This window comes from Pseudophaeobacter sp. EL27 (genome assembly GCF_900313025.1).
Taxonomy (GTDB): domain Bacteria; phylum Pseudomonadota; class Alphaproteobacteria; order Rhodobacterales; family Rhodobacteraceae; genus Pseudophaeobacter.
Genome location: NZ_OMPQ01000008.1, coordinates 251924 through 272412 on the forward strand (window position 1 = coordinate 251924; position 20489 = coordinate 272412).

The 20489-nt window shown below is 54.8% G+C and carries 19 protein-coding genes and 2 pseudogenes; 9 read left to right on the forward strand and 12 right to left on the reverse strand.

Translation table 11 applies throughout. From position 1 onward, the window contains the following. Positions 1–42: 42 nt before the first annotated feature. Complete coding sequence (locus ED661_RS05760) at positions 43–543, reverse strand: antirestriction protein ArdA (RefSeq protein WP_122072975.1); 501 nt, start codon at positions 541–543, stop codon at positions 43–45. Positions 544–916: 373 nt separating this feature from the next. Between ED661_RS05760 and ED661_RS05765 the strand changes: the two genes are divergently transcribed. From ED661_RS05765 to ED661_RS05775, 3 genes are read left to right on the forward strand one after another with little or no spacing between them, the layout of a single operon-like run. Then, entirely contained in the window at positions 917–1243 is a 327-nt protein-coding gene (locus tag ED661_RS05765; protein ID WP_162930050.1) for a hypothetical protein, read from the forward strand. Positions 1244–1257: 14 nt separating this feature from the next. Further along, entirely contained in the window at positions 1258–1866 is a 609-nt protein-coding gene (locus tag ED661_RS21860) for a hypothetical protein (RefSeq protein ID WP_162930051.1), read from the forward strand. Then, positions 1863–2069, forward strand: coding sequence for a hypothetical protein (locus ED661_RS05775; protein ID WP_122072978.1), 207 nt, complete (start codon positions 1863–1865; stop codon positions 2067–2069). Before ED661_RS21860 ends, ED661_RS05775 begins: the two co-directional genes overlap by 4 nt. 483 nt (positions 2070–2552) lie before the next feature. On the opposite strand, the gene ED661_RS05785 is transcribed toward ED661_RS05775, so the two are convergent. Then, entirely contained in the window at positions 2553–3398 is an 846-nt protein-coding gene (locus ED661_RS05785) for a TRAP transporter large permease subunit (protein WP_254054778.1), read from the reverse strand. 198 nt (positions 3399–3596) lie between these two features. On the opposite strand from ED661_RS05785, the gene ED661_RS05790 reads away from it, so the two are divergent. Continuing rightward, complete coding sequence (locus ED661_RS05790) at positions 3597–4859, forward strand: glycosyltransferase family 2 protein (protein ID WP_122072979.1); 1263 nt, start codon at positions 3597–3599, stop codon at positions 4857–4859. Here ED661_RS05790 and ED661_RS05795 read toward each other — a convergent pair whose 3' ends face one another. The 8 genes and pseudogenes from ED661_RS05795 to ED661_RS05835 all read right to left on the reverse strand — a co-directional run. Beyond that, entirely contained in the window at positions 4860–5630 is a 771-nt protein-coding gene (locus ED661_RS05795; RefSeq protein ID WP_122072980.1) for a cephalosporin hydroxylase family protein, read from the reverse strand. Then, on the reverse strand, positions 5623–6690 hold the full coding sequence (locus ED661_RS05800) for a class I SAM-dependent methyltransferase (protein ID WP_122072981.1): 1068 nt from the start codon (positions 6688–6690) through the stop codon (positions 5623–5625). The genes ED661_RS05795 and ED661_RS05800 overlap by 8 nt, the downstream gene beginning before the upstream one ends. Further along, positions 6687–7520, reverse strand: a complete 834-nt coding sequence (locus tag ED661_RS05805; RefSeq protein WP_122072982.1) for an NAD(P)-dependent oxidoreductase — start codon at positions 7518–7520, stop codon at positions 6687–6689. Before ED661_RS05805 ends, ED661_RS05800 begins: the two co-directional genes overlap by 4 nt. After that, positions 7517–8737 (reverse strand): class I SAM-dependent methyltransferase, encoded by a 1221-nt coding sequence (locus ED661_RS05810; protein WP_122072983.1) that lies wholly within the window; start codon positions 8735–8737, stop codon positions 7517–7519. Before ED661_RS05810 ends, ED661_RS05805 begins: the two co-directional genes overlap by 4 nt. Beyond that, on the reverse strand, positions 8734–9276 hold the full coding sequence (gene rfbC, locus ED661_RS05815) for a dTDP-4-dehydrorhamnose 3,5-epimerase (RefSeq protein ID WP_122072984.1): 543 nt from the start codon (positions 9274–9276) through the stop codon (positions 8734–8736). Before rfbC ends, ED661_RS05810 begins: the two co-directional genes overlap by 4 nt. Beyond that, the gene (gene rfbG, locus ED661_RS05820) at positions 9273–10322 is read right to left on the reverse strand and encodes a CDP-glucose 4,6-dehydratase (RefSeq protein ID WP_122072985.1); all 1050 of its coding nucleotides are present in this window, start codon (positions 10320–10322) and stop codon (positions 9273–9275) included. Before rfbG ends, rfbC begins: the two co-directional genes overlap by 4 nt. Further along, entirely contained in the window at positions 10319–11086 is a 768-nt protein-coding gene (gene rfbF / locus ED661_RS05825) for a glucose-1-phosphate cytidylyltransferase (RefSeq protein ID WP_122072986.1), read from the reverse strand. Before rfbF ends, rfbG begins: the two co-directional genes overlap by 4 nt. A 548-nt stretch (positions 11087–11634) precedes the next feature. Continuing rightward, positions 11635–12087 (reverse strand): annotated as a pseudogene (locus ED661_RS05835) (IS5 family transposase); the annotation flags it as partial. 505 nt (positions 12088–12592) lie between these two features. On the opposite strand from ED661_RS05835, the gene ED661_RS05840 reads away from it, so the two are divergent. From ED661_RS05840 to ED661_RS05855, 4 genes are all read left to right on the forward strand, one after another. Beyond that, positions 12593–13066 (forward strand): Lrp/AsnC family transcriptional regulator, encoded by a 474-nt coding sequence (locus ED661_RS05840; protein WP_122072988.1) that lies wholly within the window; start codon positions 12593–12595, stop codon positions 13064–13066. Further along, positions 13059–13682 (forward strand): LysE family translocator, encoded by a 624-nt coding sequence (locus ED661_RS05845; RefSeq protein WP_122073350.1) that lies wholly within the window; start codon positions 13059–13061, stop codon positions 13680–13682. Before ED661_RS05840 ends, ED661_RS05845 begins: the two co-directional genes overlap by 8 nt. Then, complete coding sequence (locus ED661_RS05850; protein WP_162930052.1) at positions 13682–15268, forward strand: FAD/NAD(P)-binding protein; 1587 nt, start codon at positions 13682–13684, stop codon at positions 15266–15268. Before ED661_RS05845 ends, ED661_RS05850 begins: the two co-directional genes overlap by 1 nt. A 113-nt stretch (positions 15269–15381) precedes the next feature. Continuing rightward, positions 15382–16221 carry a PhzF family phenazine biosynthesis protein gene (locus ED661_RS05855; protein WP_162930053.1) on the forward strand — a complete coding sequence of 280 codons (840 nt, stop codon included), beginning with the start codon at positions 15382–15384 and terminating at the stop codon, positions 16219–16221. Between the two features lie 291 nt (positions 16222–16512). Here ED661_RS05855 and ED661_RS05860 read toward each other — a convergent pair. Beyond that, a pseudogene (locus tag ED661_RS05860) lies at positions 16513–16965 on the reverse strand (IS5 family transposase); the annotation flags it as partial. Positions 16966–17037: 72 nt separating this feature from the next. Between ED661_RS05860 and ED661_RS22085 the strand changes: the two are divergent. Then, positions 17038–17241, forward strand: coding sequence for a calcium-binding protein (locus ED661_RS22085; RefSeq protein ID WP_216822439.1), 204 nt, complete (start codon positions 17038–17040; stop codon positions 17239–17241). A gap of 177 nt (positions 17242–17418) precedes the next feature. Here the strand turns inward: ED661_RS22085 and ED661_RS05870 are convergent, their stop codons facing one another. Next, positions 17419–20340 carry a DUF2339 domain-containing protein gene (locus ED661_RS05870; RefSeq protein ID WP_122072991.1) on the reverse strand — a complete coding sequence of 974 codons (2922 nt, stop codon included), beginning with the start codon at positions 20338–20340 and terminating at the stop codon, positions 17419–17421. Positions 20341–20489: the final 149 nt, after the last annotated feature.

The following is a 20489-nucleotide window of genomic DNA, read 5'->3' on the forward strand; positions in this document are numbered from 1 at the left end:
TTCTCCATTCTGTTCACTAAGCTTGCTGCGTGCCAAGAACCTTTAGCCAGCCCTATAAATTAGCACTTCGCCTGCGATTTCTGTGTAGTCATAGGTCAGATCGCGGGCGATGGCGTCCATGTCGATGTAGCGCTCTAAATGCTCGGGAATATCACCGAATAGGCCTTCACCGACCATTTGTTCCGCCAGTTCTTTCATGCCGTCCACGTGGTACAGATCCACGTCAAATTCTTCTGGTTGAACATCCTCTGGATCGAAACCGAACCCAACTTCACCAACGGCGATGATGAAGACTTTCTTCTGGTAGTCCTCCCATTCATCGCAGGCTGCAAAGTACCCGCCAATATTGGCCTGATTGATGCCCCACGCCTTGGCCAAGGTGCAGTCGATATCGTCGCCATCGATGAACTGGATTTCGCACTCTTCGACGGGTTCCCAGTGGGCATTCATGTGGCGCTTGGAAATGGCCGGATATTCCTCAAGACTCTCAAAGTAAAATCCGATTGCGTCTAGATCGTATGGTTGTGCGTGTAGTTGCGGCATGTCTTTTCTCCACTGTTATCTGACTGGTTGCGCATGCAACCGTCTGGCTTCCGCCGAGGAGCTGGGGTGCAAGGATCAAGGGCGTGGGAACCACGGGACCAGAGCCACGCGGAGCTGCAATGCTATTGAAGCGAGCATGGTGAGGACCCACCTTTTGAACTGCGCGGGGGCGGCAGCCCTAGTCAGTCATGGGGGTATTCGGGGAGCAGACAAGTTCCCCTGATTGTGGATCAAACGCGCAGATCGTTTTGTCGGGTTTAGCTTCGACAATCTGGCGGTATTCAATCGGCGGACGGTAAAGCAATTGGAAATTGGGAAGAGAAGAATTGTTGACTAACCAACCGACAGTGCGCAACTTGTGGAGGCAAAGAAGGTGATTGCAAACATGATAGTTTCAAAAATATCGAGCTTCAACAAATGGCTTAACGCCCAAGCAGGCTGGTTCAGAGCAGTTTTTATACCATTCATACTCAGCGCCCTGAACTTACTCATCCTTCTGTTTTGGCGAGATCTACCTGCTGTAACCGGATTTATTCTGTTAGGGGTTTATGTCATTGGCTTGTTCTTCCTAATTCTTGTGAATTATGAAAATACAGGTTTCATTGACCGAACAAATAGTGAGCGCAAACTTGAAAAGTTGAAACTGGAGAAGTTAAATGCGATAGTTTCCGAAAAAACAGAAGACTATCAATCGCTCTAGGTCAATCTGATAATGTGCAGGGATTGCAATTAGCAAAAAAAATAAAATCCACTCTAGAACTCTCTAAGACAACTGACACATTAAACAGGATTCTCTTCGAGCTGGTCGAAACTTACATCACTGAAACGCTACATCACCCATCTGGAAATTTGTACCTTTCCTTTCTTCGTCCTATTGATGGTCAGTTCACTCCGGTAGGGAAGGCCTACTGTGGACCAGAATCAAAGAGACAAATGTCATCTACCAACATTGAAGTTGACGACACGCGAACTATGATCGGAAAACTTCATTCAGACTCTATGGTCATATACACTGGTTCAAGTAATACTTATGAATCGGCGGAGTTTGGAAAGTTTTACTTTTTTTCTGAAGATCAAAAAACATCACTTAAGTCAATCTTCATCTACAAGGTCGTAAATGAGACATCGAGAGAACCTGTAGGCTACTGGTGCCTTGAGTCCGACCAAGAAGGTGACCTGCCATCAGAAAGCAATATATTGGAAATTCGGAGACTTGCTGGAATTTTTTCTGGCTTTGATTCCCGAATGCAATTAGAGTTTCTTTACGGAGATGCGCTTAATGCGACAGAGTATCTCTTTGAAGAGAAAGAAGAAAAGATATGAGTAAAATGCAAGAAAGTTCAAAGTTTGCAAAATTCAACATACAGGCGGTGGAAGTCATCGACGGAGATGCGTTAAGGCGGAAATTCAATGAATCCTTTATGCAGAACGATGATGTAATTCGAGCACAAGTTGCTGACAGGATGAGGCAAGATATTTTTAAATTTCTGCAAGGACCGCTCAAATTTTTGAGACCCATTTTCTGATTTAGTTTTTCATACCTATGTAAATTTCATGGCACATAAATTCGATCAATCTTAATTGATCAATCTTTTTGTAGAATTTGCTGCAGATTTTTTTGGGAACCCTCTCATCTTGCAACCCGTTCTCCTACAAGCTCCAAGAGTGACACGGAGGCAAGGAAACGTACAATAGTCGGGTTCAGGTTGACAAGTTGACGACATTCAATCGGCGTACGGTTGATCAGGGTTCCAAGGGGCAGGAACACCCCTAGGTCAATGGGTGCAGGGAGAGTGAAATCTCACCTGCAAGGGGTCAAACACCGATATGTTTGCATGGTCATCACCAGGTTCGAGGTAGTGCCCGGGCCCAGTGTGGACATCCGTAGCAGTTCTTTGGCCATTGCTGCACGGGGCAGAACGCTCAGTGTCGCGAGCGCGGCAGGGCCAGCCAACAGGTTGTGGAGGTTAAGGTGTTGTGTCTTCATGATATCTCTCTCCCTAGTGTGATTAAGTAGTCTGGTGGTTATTGGTCAGATCCAGTCGATCAAAATACATCACCCCGATGCCTGCGATGGCGGCAATCCAGGATACGATTGGTCCAAAGAAGATAAGTGCAAGGGCCAAACCAAGCCCCACAGGCACCATGTAGCTCTTGCCGCGTCGTGGATAGCACGCCCGCGAAATCAAAATGGTTGCAAGCAAGACGAACAGGATGGCCTGCAGTGACTCTGTCCAGTGGAACCCGGTTCCGAGCAAAAGGGCCGGTTGATAGACAAAGGCGAACGGGATCACAAAGCCCGGAAGCGCAAGCCTTGACGCTTCAAGGGCGGTTGGCATCGGGCTGGAACCCGCAATCGGGGCCGCTGCAAAGGCTGCAAGCGCAACCGGCGGGGTGATTGCCGAAAGCACACCGAAATAGAGCACAAACATGTGGGTGTGGACGATTGGCACGCCAAGTTTCTGAAGCGATGGCCCCATCACCAAAACGATGATCAGATAGGCCGGTACAGTAGGCATCCCCATCCCAAGCAAAAGGCAAGCAACAGCCATCAAGATCAACGACAGGATCATCTGGTCTTCTGCAAGGCCTGACAGAAGCGATGCAAAGCGCAGCCCCACGCCGGTGAGGTTCAGCACGCCGATAACGATCCCCACAGCGCCCACGATGACCACCAGTTGTGCCGAGATCAGACCCACCGAGCGAATGAATTTCAACCACGCCTGTCCGTTGGTCAGCAGATCCGGACGGACAGCGAAACCAAACACAAAAGCCAAAGCGACGCCAACGAAGCCTGCATAGGCTGGAGAAGACCCGCCGACCATAGTCACAACGATACCCGCAAGAGCCGTCACAGCATTTTGCCAATGTCACTTCATTCGTCAGGTGACTTCGATCCAAAATGGCTTTGAATTGGCCTTGCTTGGATCATGAACGTGATTTCAAGGTGGTTGTGTTACTTGCACTTTATAGAATACGGGTGGACCTTAGAGCTTGGCTTCATCGCAACCCAGAGAATTTGCTCTCGAAAATACAACTCGACTTGACCTCAAATGACGCAGAAAGAGTTCAGCAAAGTGAAAATCAGCATTGTCATTCCGACCCGAGAACGGAGCCGGTATTTGCGGCATTCTCTTCAGACTGCTTTGGAAATTGAAGATGCCAACATTGAGATCGTAGTAAGCGACAATGCCAGCTCCGACGGGACCAAGGAGCTGGTGCGAAAGTTTGACGACCGCCGACTAGTTTATGTGAATACCGATGCGCGGTTGTCGATGCGGCAAAACTTTGAATTCGCTTTTGAAGCGACGACTGGCGACTACTTGATTTTCTTTGGCGATGACGACGGGATACTGCCAAAGCAGTTCCCCTACTTACGGCAGCTGTTGGAGGCAAATAGGCCTGATGGTCTGAGTTGGGTCAAGGCAACCTATGGCTGGCCCATCGACGGGTATGGCAAGAAGACTGGCGGTGTCAGATTCTACCACGGCAACTGTTTCGGCCCCCCGAAGCCATTTCAGGGCGCGGAAAATCTGCAGAAGCTAATGACAGCAGAGGTCTCCAACCTGCGCCCAGTTCCGGATATCTATCATGGCTGCCTTTCACGTCCATATATGCTCAAGACCTCGATGGACGGGAACAGGGTTTTCGACAGCGCCATACCTGACGTCAACCTCACCTATAGATCCATCTTGAAAGACGGCAGCTTCATAGGAGTTGACCACCCGTTTTCGATCAACGGATACAGTCCGGCAAGCACCGGGGGTGGCCATGGAGCGGAACAAAACAACCGCGCAGATACAGATACCAGCAAGGTATTTGCAAAAGAAAACCTGACCGACACCATGAGTGATGTACTTGCCCATGCGGGATCAGCCCCCTTGGCGCTCTTCTCAACTTTGGAAACGTTACGACGCAACCACTCGCTTGAGAATTTCCAGCCCGACTACCTTTGCTGGTATCGATTTGTTCTGGGGTCGGCGCACAAGAATCCTGAACTAGCAGAAAATATACGCGGCATTCTCGGGGACCACGCAAAGGCGACGGACGCGCAATCTTCCCTAACCGCTGCTCTGGACAGCCCCTCTCAGGCCAAACGAACCCCAAGGGAGCGCCTTGCCCGTGCGTGGGGGCAGTTGCATAGTTTCAGGGTATCCGCCGCTGAGGGCTCCGAAAATACCATTCTTACTGCAGCACGCACTATGGACTCGATCCTTGGGAACGATTTTGGTGACGTTCTGTCAGGCGAGATGGAGCCACGCTTGGCCTGGAAAGGGGCCAAGCGTCGGTCTAAGGGCTTTCAGCGTCAGCTTTGATTATCGGACCCGTTTGAGGAACCCGTCATGGGCCACGGTGATCAGCAGCTTTGCGGGAATACTCTTATCGATCTCGAACTCGGGATGGGTATTAAGGTAGTCCCAAACCGCAGTTTTGGGGTTGTTGCCCGGTCCCCAAGATCGGTCGGGATATTCATCTGCTGGCATGTCCTCAATCAACGTATCGAAAACGACGCAATAGCTTCCGACCGACGTGAGCGGCGCATATAACTCCAACTCGCCTCGGACATGATCATGGGTGTGGTTCGAATCCAGACATACAAGCACCCGCTCATATCCTTCTGCGGCCTTCTGAACCTTAGCAAAGATATCTGCGTCGATACTGGACCCCTCGATCATCTCAATGCGCGAGGCCATCGGATGGTCTTGAATCCCGGTGAGATTATGCTCGCGAATGTCGATGTCTATGCCCAAAACTTTGCGGGACGATTTGGACGGGTCCATCACAGTACCAGCCTCGATTGCGTCACACATGTCTAGTAGCGCCAACATGGATGCGCTGAAAATCAGCGAGCCACCATGTGCGATACCCGTTTCAATGATCAGATCGGGTTTGATGCTCCAGATCAGTTCCTGCATCGCCATGATATCCTGCGGGTACTGGATAATCGGGCGATCTTGCCAATGATAATTATAAGAGTATTTCGGCTGGGTCGTGGCCTGCAAAAATGCCATCGCCAGGTCGTTCAGCGGCTTGTTGTCCATCATGTCCGAGATGCGGCCTGCGATCTCTTGCTTAAATTCAGTCATTTCCCACCTCAACATATGTAAATGCGTCGTTCGATATCTTTCGGATCTCCTCGCAGTAATTCGGGTTCATCACAAGGATCCTTGATGACCAAGGCAGGCTTGGCAAAACCTCCTCGGGTGCGCTGACACGTAATCCGGTTCCCGCCAGAAAGCGGCCCTGCTTACTTGGGTTGATGTCAATCACGGCCTCAACCGGCGCGCCGGCTCGTTCGCGTAGCAACGAATATATTACCCCTTTGGAAGCGCCCCCCCAAACAACATCCGATTTAGGTGACGCCGCCGTACTATCCTGCAAGGTCGCCATGAAGTTGTCGGGAAAAATCACGGGATCTTGCGAGTCATACTTCGGCGCGCGCAATCTGGATAAATCACCAATGACATAAAGGTACTGCCCGCCAAAGGAGCGGCCCATCGCAGGCGCTTTGCCAAACATTTTGCGAAAGTCGGACAGACGGAAATAATTGACATGCTCGTAGAAAATATCGAACCACGACCGCCCGTCGCAAATCCAATCGAAGCATGGGACTTCGATGTATATCAGGCCGCCACCGCCATTCGCATCGCGTAACTGACATAGAAAAGCGTAAGGGTCCGGAATGTGCTCCAGCACATGGCGCAGTACGAGCCCCTTCGCCGAAAATCCCAAATCGGGCCCAAAATAATGCTTCTGGATATGCGGGCTGTCTCCTTCGTAAGTTGGATCAAATCCGGTGATCGACGCGCCGCGCCCCGCAAGCATTTCAAGAAACGTCCCCTTGCCACACCCAACCTCAACCAGATCATCAAGACCGATCTTGTCGGCAATCAGGTCGGCGGCCCAATTCAGATGCTCACGAAACGGCGCGCTGTTCGCTTGCTCGTTTTGATAGGCGGAATCGTAATCAACAAGAGCCGGATCGAAGGCGTCATTGCGTACCAAACCAGAGGTCAGATCTTCGACTATGCGGATGTTGCCCCTCGGACAATTCCGCGCCTCATCAACGCTGCCATACATGCGGTTCTGAAAAGCCGGAAAATCATCTTGCGAATAGAGCAAACGGGTATCTGCAGGCTGTGTCATTTCGGGGCCCCCGTTCTTAAACCGATGACAACCGGCGGGTCTGTCAAATTGTCTGGACGAGCGCCAAATTCGAGCAAATCGCGGCGGTTATATTGATCAGCTATTTCTTCTGCAAGGGCACGAATAGTGACGCCCCTGCCGCTACAAATGTTGGTCGGACCAACGCGATTGCCGGTTACGTCCTTTACCAGCAGATCTGCAGCCGCATCGACATCCGAATAATCGCGCACGGCTTTCCCATGGCTCAGCTCAGCCACCTTACCGTTACGCAGTTGGTTGTGTAGATAAGGAACAAGGCGGCGATCATCTTCGCGCGCTCCGTATAGATAAAACAATCGTGCCCAAAGAAACTCTATCTCGGTGGTCGCGAACCATGACTTCAACATCGTAAAGGCAGCCACTTTGGAAGCTGCATAAGGCGTATCAGGCGCGAGCGCGGTATCGACCGACAGCTCACCCACCGACAGGTCGTATTCAAAGCAGGTGCCTACACCCACAAACCGGCGCAGCTTGGCCGCTACAGCGCCCTTTGCCATAGACAGAGTTCCGACAAGGCAATCCAAATTGCGTTCCGAAGTCAGGTATTTTCCCGGCTCCGCATACCACGCCAGATGCACGACAGTGTCGACGCCTGTCAGTGTGTCGTTCCACCAGTCGGACGGCTGCGCGAAAACGTCGTCACAAAGGATGGTTCGGACTTTCAGGCCTTCCAGTTTCTCCTCGGAGCCTGGACGGATGATGCAGGTCAGATCATGTCCGGTGGCAACCAGCTTCTGCGCAACCGGCAAACCGACGAACCCCGTGGCGCCGGTCAACAGAATGCGGCTCACTTCGACACCTCTAACCTTGGCACCGCAGTGACAAACTTTGTGCCGAGGGCGGCAAGGTCGCTGCATTGGGCTTTCACCTCAGCCGCGATGTTCCATGGCAGAATGATCAGGTAATCTGGACGATCTTCGCGCAACGCCGAGGGGGCAAGTATGGAGATATGGCTCCCGGGCATCAGCTTACCGATTTTTGCCGCCGCTGCGTCGCAGATGAACGGGATCAGATCAGCGCGCACGCCAGCATAATTCATGATGGTGTTGCCCTTTGCCGCCGCGCCATAGCCCGCGACGGATTTGCCTTCAGCTTTCGCCTGCAATAAAAAACTTAGAAAGTCGTTCTTGACGTCATCTGCCTGCGACTGAAACGCCAGATAGTAATCGTCGCGGTCCATTCCGCGAACCTTCTCCTGATCCAACAACGCAGCAACCGAGCTGTCTTGCGGGTGGTCCGACCCGTCATGGCAGCCGAAAATACGAAGGCTCCCACCATGCGTCGGCAACTCCTCGACATCAAAAATACGCAGTCCTGCTGCGGCAAAAATCCGGTCAACCGCCAACAACGAAAGGTAGGAGAAATGTTCGTGATAGACGGTATCGAATTGGGCGAATTCTACCAGTCTCATCAGATGGGGAAATTCCAGCGTGATGACACCTTCCGGTTTCAAAGACGCCGATAGTCCTTCAGTGAAATCGTTGATGTCGGGCACGTGCGCATAGACGTTGTTACCCACGATCAGGTCGGCCTGTTTAAGTGAGACCGCAAGTTTGGTGCCAAAGAAGTCCTGCACCACCGGTATGCCCAGCACGCGCGCGGCGTCAGCTGTGCTTTGTGTCGGCTCCACACCTAGGCACGGGACGCCCTTCGCCATGAAGTTTTTCAGCAGGTAACCGTCATTCGATGCAACTTCCATCACGTGGCTGTCAGGCCCAAGGCCAAACCGGTTGGTCACCATATCTGCATAGCGGGCCGCATGATCCAACCAACCTTGAGAGGTCGATGAAAAGTAAGCGTAGTCATCCGTAAACAATGCATCAGCCTCTGGAAAATCCTCGGTCTGCACGAGGCGGCAATTTCCACATGCCAACAGACGCAGCGGAAAGGTCAATTCGGGCTTCTGAAGATCTGCTGGGTTTAGATAGGCATTGGACGGCGGGGCGAATCCAAGATCTAGAAACCGGATGCTCAAAGGGGTAGCGCAATGGCGACACAACTGCGTCATAATGGTGAAACCTCCTCAAGAGCCGGTAGATTTTTGTCCCGCTCCGACATTTGGGCCGGTGGTAAAGGCCAGTCGATTGCCAAGTGGCTATCCATCAAGTTAACTCCGCCCTCTTGTGTCGGGGAATAGGGTTGCGAATGGAGGTATTGCAGTTCGGTCTCTTCTTCCAACACCTGAAAGCCATGGGCAAACCCCTCGGGAATATAGATCGAGTTTCGGCGTTCCGCATCCAGTTCAATCCCGACATGCTGGCCAAAGCTGTCAGACCCTTCGCGCAGGTCAACAATGACGTCATAGACCCGTCCACGCAGGCAGCGCAGCAGCTTGACCTCGGCGGCGGAACCGCGCTGAAAATGCAGGCCGCGCAAAGTTCCTACGCCCCGGGTATACGACAGGTTCATCTGAGGCCACCGCGAGTTCAAACCATGTTCTCCAAACTCTTCGTCGCAATAAAACCGCGAGAAAAATCCACGCGCGTCGCCGTTCGGCTCCAGCAGCACTTCGAATGCGCCGTCAAGTTGAAGCGGCCTGAAGATCATAAGCCACCGAACTCTAAAAGCTGCGCCTTGGAGACATCCACCGCCGACTGCCCCTCGCCGACTGCGCGATACCAGCTTACGGTTTTCTCGATCGTCTGCTCGAAGGACCAGCGTGGTTTGACACCCAAAAGGGCTTCGCTTTTGGCGAGGTCAAGGCTGAGAAATCCAGCCTCATGAACAGCATCCTCAGAAGACGCATCCACCCAGCGCCCCGGCCAATTGCGCAACGCCTCCGTCACCACGTCGCGTACCGGTCGTGCATCTTTAGGATCTGGTCCAAAATTGAAGCCCGACTGATAGACAGGATTATCTGAAACCCAAAGCCGCTCAGCCAGCGCAAGGTATCCAGCCAACGGCTCTAGCACATGTTGCCACGGACGCACGGCGTTGGGGTTACGCACTTCAATTGGCTTTCCAAGCCTCAACGCCCTGACGATGTCCGGCAAGATGCGGTTGCTGGCCCAGTCGCCACCACCGATCACGTTTCCAGCCCGTGCCGACGCCATCCTGATATCTGTCCCACTTAGAAAAGATCGCCGCCAACTCGATACCGCGATCTCCATTGCCGCCTTGCTGGCGCTGTAAGGGTCATGGCCGCCAAGCGGGTGTTGCTCGTCATAAGGCTTGCCGTCTTCAAGGTTCTCGTAAACCTTGTCAGTCGTCACCATCACCACGGCGCATCGATCGGGCAATTGGCGGATAGCCTGCATAACATGAGCCGATCCCATGACATTCGTCTGCCAGGTTTCCAACGGCGTTTCATAAGACTCGATGACAAGCGGTTGTGCCGCAAGGTGGAACACAACATCAGGCTGAACTTCGGCCACACAACGGGCAACCAGATCCGCGTCGCGAATATCGCCAATCATATGATCAACCAGGGCCTCGACCCCCAGTTGGTCAAACAGCGCAGGGTCTGTGTCAGGCGTCAGCGCTATACCCGCTACATCGGCCCCAAGCCTGTTCAACCAAATAGACAACCAGCTTCCCTTGAATCCGGTATGCCCCGTCACCAGAACGCGCTTGCCGTTCCAGAAATCGCTCATTCCCAAGTTTTCCATGGGGCCTTATCCGCCGCCCAGAGTTCTTCCAGTGCATTGCGGTCGCGCAATGTGTCCATGGACTGCCAGTAGCCGCCATGCTTCCAGACCGATAACTGACCTTCAGCAGCAAGGCTCTCCAACGGCTCCTTTTCAAAGACCGTTAAGTCATCTGAAATCCGGTCAAGAACTGCAGGCTCGCAAACAAAGAACCCGCCATTGATCCAACGCCCGTCTCCCTCGGGTTTTTCTTCGAACCGAGAGACCAGACCACCGTCGATAACAAGCCCTCCAAAGCGTCCAGCCGGTTGAATGGCGGTCACCGTCGCCTCGTGCCCGTGCTCGCGGTGGTGCTTAAACAATGCAGTCAGATCAACGTCACTCACCCCGTCCCCGTATGTCAGACAGAACGTGCCATCCAGATGATCTACGACACGCTTGATGCGACCTCCAGTTTGAGTCGTCTCTCCCGTATCAACCAGAGTGATTTTCCATGTCTCTGCCCGCTGAGAATGAATTTCCATTCCGTTGGTTTCCAGATCAATTGTGACATCGGACATGTGCAGGAAATAATTCGCAAAATACTCCTTGATCATGTACCCCTTGTAGCCACAGCAAATCACAAATTCATTGATCCCATGCTCGCTGTAATGCTTCATGATATGCCAAATGATCGGACGCCCGCCGATTTCAATCATCGGTTTGGGTCTGAGATGCGACTCTTCGCTGATGCGTGTCCCAAAACCGCCCGCCAGTATAACCAATTTCATCGCCCGCAAACCTGCTATTCAACGCTTCAATATGATGGGCTACAAAAAAGCAGTCATGGTCTCGACTTCGCTTCTCAAATGCGCCTGATCGTTCGTGCAATCGGCTCCCAATAATCCGCCGAGCTCTACCTCTTGGGGCAAAGGTAGTCCAGAAAAATTTGACCAGATGATTATCTGGGCGAGGATAGTATGGAATTGAAGGACGTGCTGGCTAAAATAGAAAACGCCTGCAAATTTATGCGGCTCGATTGTAAACATTTACGCTACCGGAGGGCTTTGTTGCGCAAATCGCGTGAAGGCCAGACTTCCCCTTACCCCGGACGGACTTATCCTACGGGCTCTGTGACAGGTATGCCGATTGCCGTGTAGCGGTTGAGGAATGAGACCTTTTCCGTCATTAGTCCGAGGACAATGGTCGAATGATGCGGATTTGGATCTCCGCAACCGTCCTTTCGCAGTCCCTTGCCATGAGCGATTGACCGAGAAGTTTCACACGATGCATCCGCCGCCCGGCAGGGTTATGCATTGCATGATCCTGCCGGGCAGTGAATTTGTATCTTGCACCAGATACGCCGTTTCGAACCTCCGTGCTTGCGCGCGCTCCATTTCCATTCACCTTCGGCCTTGATGCCGGTGCTATCGATAAGGAGGTTCTGTGGGCCTTTGCCGCCTAGATACCGTAGACGCAGGCTCAGCGTCTATTGTCGGCGGCACAGCGTGCAGTAATCCGGCATCGCCCAGTCCAACCCTGCCAGCCGTAACAGGCTTTCGATAAAGCCAGAGGTCTGGCGGAGCGGTATGCCAAACAACACTTTCAGCGTCAGGCAGGTCTGGATCGCGGCATCGCTGAAACTCTGCTGCCGACCGCGTTTGCCGTTCGGCGGCGGCACCCAGACCATCTCGGGATCAAACCAGATTGCCTGCGATCCACGACGCTTCAATGCCGTGTTGTAGGTCGACCAGTTCGTGGTCTTGTACTTCGTAGGTGTCCAACTGCTCATGGCCTCCAGCTATCATGCTGGATTCACAGCGTGAATCCTCTAAACCCATTTGCGCAACAAAGCCTCTTTGCGTAGCGCAGACCGAGTATGAGCCCCTAGCCGCCTTTCTCGTCTGTCCTAAATACTGCGAGTGGTGGGCCGCCGACAGCCCAAAGCGATCTGTGCGAAGCGAGGTTGGTTCTCCTTGCCGCACTTGCACAAATCGAGCCGCGACTTTCCGGAACCGGACGGTCAAGCTGTCAAACGCATTTTTTCCCTCAATGTCGACTGTGACCCCCAACTTACCCGATGCTGCAACGCTTTCAGGTGTCTGCTATTGGTCGTTTTCCACATTCTCGACGGGCCGATTAGGTATTCTGGCTGCCGCTTCGGTACGACCACACTCACCTGCCCCACCTCGGATGCTGGACGGTCACTTGAGGTAGGTGGCATTTTCCATCCGGTATTGACGTAAATTTTCGCAATTGATACGAAAACTAGAAACATTATCGCATGGGATTCGAAAATGGACATCACAGATCGGTTAATTTGTGAAACCGTACAGCGAGACGGGCGCGCATCGAGCGCGGCGATTGCCGAAGCAGCGGGCATCCCAACCTCGACAGCGAACGACCGATTGCGACGTCTTTCAGCAACGGGCGCGATCAAGGGGTGGCACGCCACGCTAGACGCCAAACGCGTGGGTGCTGGCTTGGCCTGTTTTGTCCTGATCGATATGCAGCACGAGGGCGAAGATGAGGCCGTGGAAACCCTATGTGATCGCCCCGAAGTACAGGAAATGCACCACATTTCGGGCGCGCATTCCTATCTCGTCAAACTGCGTTTGAAAGATATGGATGCCATGCAAAGTTTCTTGGCCGAAGTCGTTAAGCCCCTTCGCGCGGTTCAGCGCACCGAAACAACATTTGCGCTCAAGACACATAAAGAAACAGCCCAGGTGCATGTCGCGCATCCATCCGGTGGAGAAGAAAATGATTGACGTACTTATCAAGGGTATTGGTGTTGGCGTCGCGGTGGCCGCCCCTGTTGGGCCGATTGGGCTGCTTTGCATCAAACGAACATTGGCTGATGGTCGCAGCGCCGGCTTGGCCTCGGGTCTTGGTGCTGCTAGCGCCGATGCCGTCTATGGGTTCATGGTTGCTGCCGGTCTTGCCGCTACCGGTTTACTGGTCAGCTATGCCGGAGCGATGGCCTTGTTTGGCGGCACTCTGATCGCGGTCCTCGGTGTCCTGTCCATTCGAGCCTTTTTGACGGGTGCAGGCGACGATGCAAAACCTGCAGGCGCGCGAGTTTCCCGTGGCTTGCTATCCGCCTTCGCGACAACTTTTGCACTGACCATTTCCAACCCCATGACAATCCTGGCCTTTGTTGCTTTGGTCTCTGGGCTTGGGGCCTCGGCAGCTTCCCATCCGGGTGCAGCCTACATCCTGGTGGCCGGTGTCTTTGCCGGATCAGCCCTCTGGTGGTTGTTTCTGGTCATGGTTGCTTCAACCGCTCGCTCCCGGATCACGCCACGCGAAACACGATGGCTCGATCTGGTGTCTGGAGCTGTGCTGGTGATCTGGGGGCTGTGGATTGTCTGGGGTGCCTTGTGATGGCGCCGAAACATGTTGCAATTGTCGGCTGCGGCTTTGCCGGCACCAGTGCCTTCTATCAGATCGTTGACCAGTATCCGGTGGAGGAGTTGACGATCTTTGAACGCAGCGGCGTATTTGGGCCGGGCTATCCCTACCGGCCGGAGGACTGCCCTGACTACCTGCTCAACAATACGACGGACAGCTTGTGCCTGACGCCGCGCAATCGGCGCGCATTCTACACTTGGCTACAAAGCAGGCCGGAATATGGGCCTGATCTGGACCCACGTGGTAACCTGCCGCGCAGGGTGTTCGGCGAGTTTTTGTCAGAAGCCTTTGAGGCCGCACGTCTGATGGCCGCCGTCAAAGGTATCAAGGTCACGCTGGTGCCGAAAGAGGCGACCGTGATGGAAGAGCACCCGGATGGCCGCGTACGGATTGGCTGGGACGGCGGTGAGACAACAGTTGATGCAGCACTTTTGACCACGGGCCGCTGTACGGATGTGGACCCCTTTCCCGCGCCTCCTGAGGATGCAAACGCGACCTATATCGCGAACCACATATGCACGGATGCCTTTGACACCGTTGGGCTGGACGCCACCGTGCATATCCTTGGCGCATCGCTTTCCTCCTATGACGTGATCAATAGGCTGTTTTCTGCAGAGACCGGTTGCAGGTTCACAGAAGCCGAAGATGGCAATCTGACCTTCGAGCCGGGACCGAACAACCGCCATGTGGTGCTTTGTTCCCGCTCCGGGCGGCTGAAAGCCCTGCAAAGCCAGAAGCCGATGGATATCCAGCGCACACACTTCACGCCGGAAGGTCTTACGCCTGCCTCAGGAACAGAACAGGCGTCACTGGCGGATGTCGCGGCGGCCATTCTGCAAGAGGCAGAGGATCATGGTGTCACCTTGTCTGCATCCGCGCTTACCGATCCCTATGCCGGATGCGCCGATGCTGAGGCTGTGAATTCCCGAGCGGGGCAATTGCTTGATCAGGCGATTGCGGCATCCACAGAAGAAGGCAGGCCAAACTTTCTGGTGGATTTGTTCTCAGATGCGCAGATTGACCTATGGGATGGTTGGGCATCCGACCTGCTTCGGACGGACTCAAAGGCACAGTATCGCAGCAAGTTCGAAACGGCCTTTCTCAGCTACTCTGCGCCTTGTCCGCTGTCGACCGCCCGACGGCTGCAAGCCCTGCATAAAGCGGGGCGGCTGACGGTGCGAAACGGGACAAAAGAGGTCTACTGGTCCGAGGCAGAGCATGCCTATCATTTGGGTCACGCGCATGGCGTTGATATCGTCCAGACCTTGGTCAACACCACCGGCAGTCTGGTGCGCGACCTGACCAGCAATCAGCAACCGCCGCTCGTTCAATCCCTCGTATCAGCGGGCCTTCTTGGCGCACCAGCCGGGGAGAACGCCCCAGGTGCAGCGGTAGATATGGAGACCTTCCGCTCAAAACTAGCGCGCAACATATATGTTGCCAATATGATGCTGTGGGGCCCTGGGTTCTTTACAAGCTCGGCCTTCATGATGGCCCTGGTCGTGGAGCGAGTGCTAACCGGCCTATTTGCTTTGGAACCGGTCACAGCATCAAGCTGACATCCCTGTTCAGGTGTTGATGGGCGGCTTACCCTGCCCGTCCGAACCACATGGGATTATCATTTGTCAACTCGAGGCGGGGGCAGGCCCAGGCCTCACGATTAGGAAGTATCATGAAATACGGTGTTGTAGATGTTTTTTCAGACAAGGCCTTTATGGGAAATCCAGTCGCTGTGGTTTTCCCAGACCGCGAAATGAGTGTCGACGAGATGCTTGCCGTAACGGCCTGGTTCAATCTGTCGGAGACCACTTTCGTTACGAATTACGACCCAGAGGCGGCCTCCTACGACGTTCGCATTTTCACCCTCGGTCAAGAGCTGCCCTTTGCTGGTCATCCGACGCTTGGAACGGCAGCAGCCGTGCGTAAGAATTTTGCACCAGAGGCTAAAAATTTGACCCAGAACTGCGGCGCAGGTGCGGTATCTCTCAGGTTCGATGCGCAGGCGGGCACCGTACATCTGATTGCACCCGGGGTTTCTCTTCAGCCGCTGAAAGCTGAGGATCAAGAAGAAATAGCGCAGGTCTTTGGTGACGATGTCCCCGTGCAGGCATCCGCGCGCGTTGATGCAGGCCCCATCTGGGTGACTTTGATAACCGACAGCCCGGAAACAGTCATGGCGACCCAACCTGATCTGACACTTTTGAATGAATACTCTCAAAAGCATGGAGCCACCGGCATTCAACTGGCAGCAGGAAACCCAACTGGTGACATCTGGAAGGTCCGAACCTTTGCACCCGCAGTTGGGGTTCCGGAGGATCCTGTCTGTGGAAGCGGAAACATCGCTGTCGCGGGCTTGCGACGCAGTGCCGGATTGGGAACATCCGACTACGTTGCGAAACAAGGCCAAGAAGTTGGACGGGACGGTGAGATCGTCGTTCGGTATATCGAACAGGACAAGATAGAAGTTGGCGGGGCAACGCGGATAACAGCCAGCGGGGAGCTTTTAGTGTAAAGTACTCCGCGGTACGGCTTTGTTGCGCAAATCGCGTGAGAGCCAGACTTCCCCTTACCCCGGACGGACTTATCCTACGGGCTCTGTGACAGGTATGCCGATTGCCGTGTAGCGGTTGAGGAATGAGACCTTTTCCGCCACTGGTCCGAGGACAATGGTCGAATGATGCGGATTTGGATCTCCGCAACCTGCGTTTCGAAGTCCCTTGCCATGAGCGATTGACCGAGAAGTTTCACACGATGCATCCGCTGCCCGGCAGGGTTATGCATTGCATGACCCTGCCGGGCAGTGAATGTGTATCTTACGCCAGATACGCCGTTTCGAACCTCCGTGCTTGCGCGCGTTCCATTCCCCTTCACCTTCGGCCTTGATGCCGGTGCTATCGATAAGGAGGTTCAGTGGGCCTTTGCCGCCTCGATACGGTAGGCGCATGTTCAGCGTCTTTTGTCGGCGGCACAGCGTGCTGTAATCCGGCATCGCCCAGTCCAACCCTGCCAGCCGTAACAGGCTTTCGACAAAGCCAGAGGTCTGGTGGAGCGGCATGCCAAACAACACTTTCAGCGTCAGGCAGATCTGGATCGCGGCATCGCTGAAACTCTGATGCCGACCGCGTTTGCCGTTCGGCGGCGGCACCCAGACCATCTCGGGATCAAACCAGATTGTCAGCGGTCCACGACGCTTCAATGCCGTGTTGTAGGTCGACCAGTTCATGGTCTTGTACTTCGTAGGCGTCCAACTGCTCATGATCTCCAGCTATCATGCTGGATTCACAGCGTGAATCCTCTCAATCCATTTGCGCAACAAAGCCCGCGGCACGTGGAAAACCTGACACTCACTGGCACCGCAGACATCAATGGCACCGGCAACTGGCACGACAATATCATTACTGGAAATGATGGCGACAATGTCCTGGCTGGCGGCTGGGGCAATGACACCATGATTGGCGGGGTCGGCAACGACACGATCAATGGGAACGGCGACAATGATCAGATGTCGGGGGGCGCGGATCAGCGATGGTAACGGCAATAGCATCGCTCTGACCGGTGTTACAATTGCCGACCTCACGGCGGATGATTTCCTGTTCTAAAACCAGGGCATCAAATCAAGGGAGGAGCCCCCTCCCCGACCACAATTCCAAAGCAAAAGGCGGACCACTATGGTCCGCCTTTTGTGTTCTCAGATCTTGCGAAACCGGTATTAAGGTTCTTCAATCTCGCTGTCGCGGAGGCCTTTTGCCCACTGAGCATTCATCACTCGATTGAGCCAAGCAAGCGCCACCAAAGCCAGCCCCAGCCCCATGAAGGAAAACACCCGCGTCAGTCCCGACAGCCCGCTCATATCCACCAGGAAGACCTTGGCAATGGTCAGAACAACCCCAGCCATAGCCAGACGGCGCAGCAGGTCAGAGCGGCGCCAGAAGGCCAGTATCACCCCGCCAGCCGAAATCAGCAACAAAGCCACGGTATAGGAATACAGCTCGGCATCGATCACCCCCGGCAGGCTCAGATCATCCCCGCGCCAGAACCGGCGGATCTCAAGTGTGAGGTAGAGGGCCGCGAACACGCTGGCTGCGAGGGTAAACCCAACTCGCCCCCAACGCCGCAGATGATCCAGGCGCGCCGCCGCAAAGGCAAGCACCGCCGCCAAGGGCAGATAGGCCGCAGCCAGACTGTCGAGGATCAGCGGGCCAAGGACCATCTCATCGCTGGACAAAAGCGGGTTTGCAAAGACCAACAAGCCAACAAGGCTGGACAAAGCTGCCAGCCCATAGCCCAGCATCAGCAACCCGCGCAGTGCTACTGTTAGCGTGCCGCTCATCTGCATGCGCTGCAGCTGATTGATCAGCGAGGCGGTCCAGACCGTGGCCATCAGCCCCATGCCGACATGTCCATAGCGCATCTGCTCTGGCAACAAGCGCAGGATCAAGACGCTCAGGAAAACCGCACCGATCAGGGTCGCGGCGCTTTCCAGGATCAACGCAGTTTTTGCGCGCCGCTGCCGCGCCCAAAACCAGCCCAGCCCCAGCAGGACCAAGCTCCCAAGGTAGCCGAGGATAATCTGTAAAAGCGGTGTCACATATTGCCAGCGCTCATCCAGATAGTCCCGATCAAGCGCCCAGTCCACGCCAGGATCCAGCACCAGCCGATAGGTGATCACGGCCACGGCAATCTGCACGAACAGCACCAGCTCCGCCAGGTCGTATTTGCGGTCGAGCAAGACCACCAAAACCACCATCACAGACAGGGCCAGCGTGAGCGCGGTTTTTGCCAGCACCAAAAACAGCGCAAAGGCAATGAGGGTCAGCGCTGAGATGGCAAACAGCGCCACCCGCAGATCTTTCTGCCTGATGTCTTGCCCACGGGCGCAGCGCTCTGTCAAAAACGTCATAGCAGCAGCCAGGTTCAGCACCACCAGCGCCCAGGTATAGACGCCGTGCACCCGGGTCGGCATCCAGGTGAACTCCAGGATCAACAGCATCGCCGGGGCAAAGCATGCGGCTGCAAGCGCCCAGAACAAGGAGCGATCTCTGGCCTCTCCCTCCACCTCTTCCAGGCTCCAGCGCATACGCAGATAGGCCAGACCCGAGCCCAGCGCGCCGATCGCCACCAGGGCCCAGATGGTCTGCGGCGCTGCGGTTTCCGGCGGGCGTCCAACAGCGGCCTGGAATTCTCGAAACAGCGGGCCAAAACTGATCCCCTCAAGCAGGACCACCACCAGGATTGCGACTCCCGGCACCAACACATGGTCAAACAACGCCGGTGCCTGCCGCATCCAAAGCAGGCTGGCCAGTAACAGCGCCACCAGAGCAGCCAAGGCAAAGGTCACCACCGCCGCTTGATCCGCCTGCACAGCTACAAACACCGCAGCGGCCGCGACTGCGCAGCTGGTAGCCGCCGAAACCCGGGTTGGGAACTCAGGATAGCGCCGTCTGCCTTGAGACGGCAGCAAGAGGTCCACAACTGCTGGTCCGGCATGGCGCGGCCAGAGGCGGCGTTCTGGCAGGATCACGGCAGCTGCAGCAACAAGCAACAGGCCGGTCAGGAAATGTACCTCCCCCGCTCCGGAGAGGTAGAGCAACAGACTGGCGCTGAGCGGAGCTGCCAAGGCAAGCCCTGAAATCCAGGCCCAACGTTTGACCGTATCAACCCCCAGCCCAACTGTCGCGATCAGGGCAAAATAGTAATAAAGCATCCATGTGTCCTGCGACTGCCCGCCAACCAGGAAGGGCACCGCACAGGCTCCCACCAGCCCCAAAGCGGTGAGGAAGGCGCCATAGTACCAGCCCAGGACAAGGGCCAGCAGTGAAACCAGACCGAGGGCCGCAAAGCTGGGACTCGGTTCGATCAACTGATACATGACGCGCGCTGACAACAGCCCGGCAAAAAGCGTTATCAATCCCGCCCCTGCCAGAGCAGAGGGGAGATGCTGCGCCGCCCCCTCGGTTGCATCTCCCAGGCGCCGCCGGATCACCTCGGCTCCGGCAATAAGCGCAGTGCCAAATCCCAAGGAGGCCATGACGCGCCAGAAGGGCGTCAACAGGCCGTTTTCAACGCCGTATTGCACCATAAACAGACCTGCCAGCGCCAAGGACGCGGCCCCTGCCAGCAGAACCCAGTTTTCACGGAGCCATAGGCTGAGAGCCGCCACAAGATCCCCCCGCAAGACAAATGCACGTGGGGGCTGATCCTCGTCGGTTTTGGACCGTGCTGCCCTCTGTGGGGACGTCGAAATTCCCGGTTGTGCGGCCTGCGTTGCCGTTACCGGCTCGCCAGATGTTTGGTCCGTTTCCGCCGGGGTCGCCATGGGCTGCGACGTGGACTGATCTGCGTTGCCCTGCCCCGTTACAGCTTCTCGCTCAGCGGCTTGGGAACGATCAACCTGGGTATCACGTTGCTGTTTTTCTCCCCATGGAGGAGCAGATTTGGCAGTTTCTTGTCCAGGGCCTTCAGTGGTCACAGAGGACTGAACCTTAGGAGAGGTTTCTTGTAAGGCACGTATTTTTGCTTCCAAATCACGCACCTGCGATTTGAGGCGAGTATGCGACACCAAGAGATAGGGGACACCAAGCAGAAAAACCAAGCCAAGAAGCCCCAGCAGAGCCAGACTAAAATCAAACATAAATAGATCATTTCAAAGAGACAGAGTTAGCCCCAAAGCTAAGCAAGATCCCTGTTGCAGGCAAGCGCCTGTCGAAGGTCTGACACGCAATGAGTGTACAGCTAGACGCCCCGTCGCTGAGTTTTGCTCTAGTAGGTGCAGTTCGCCCG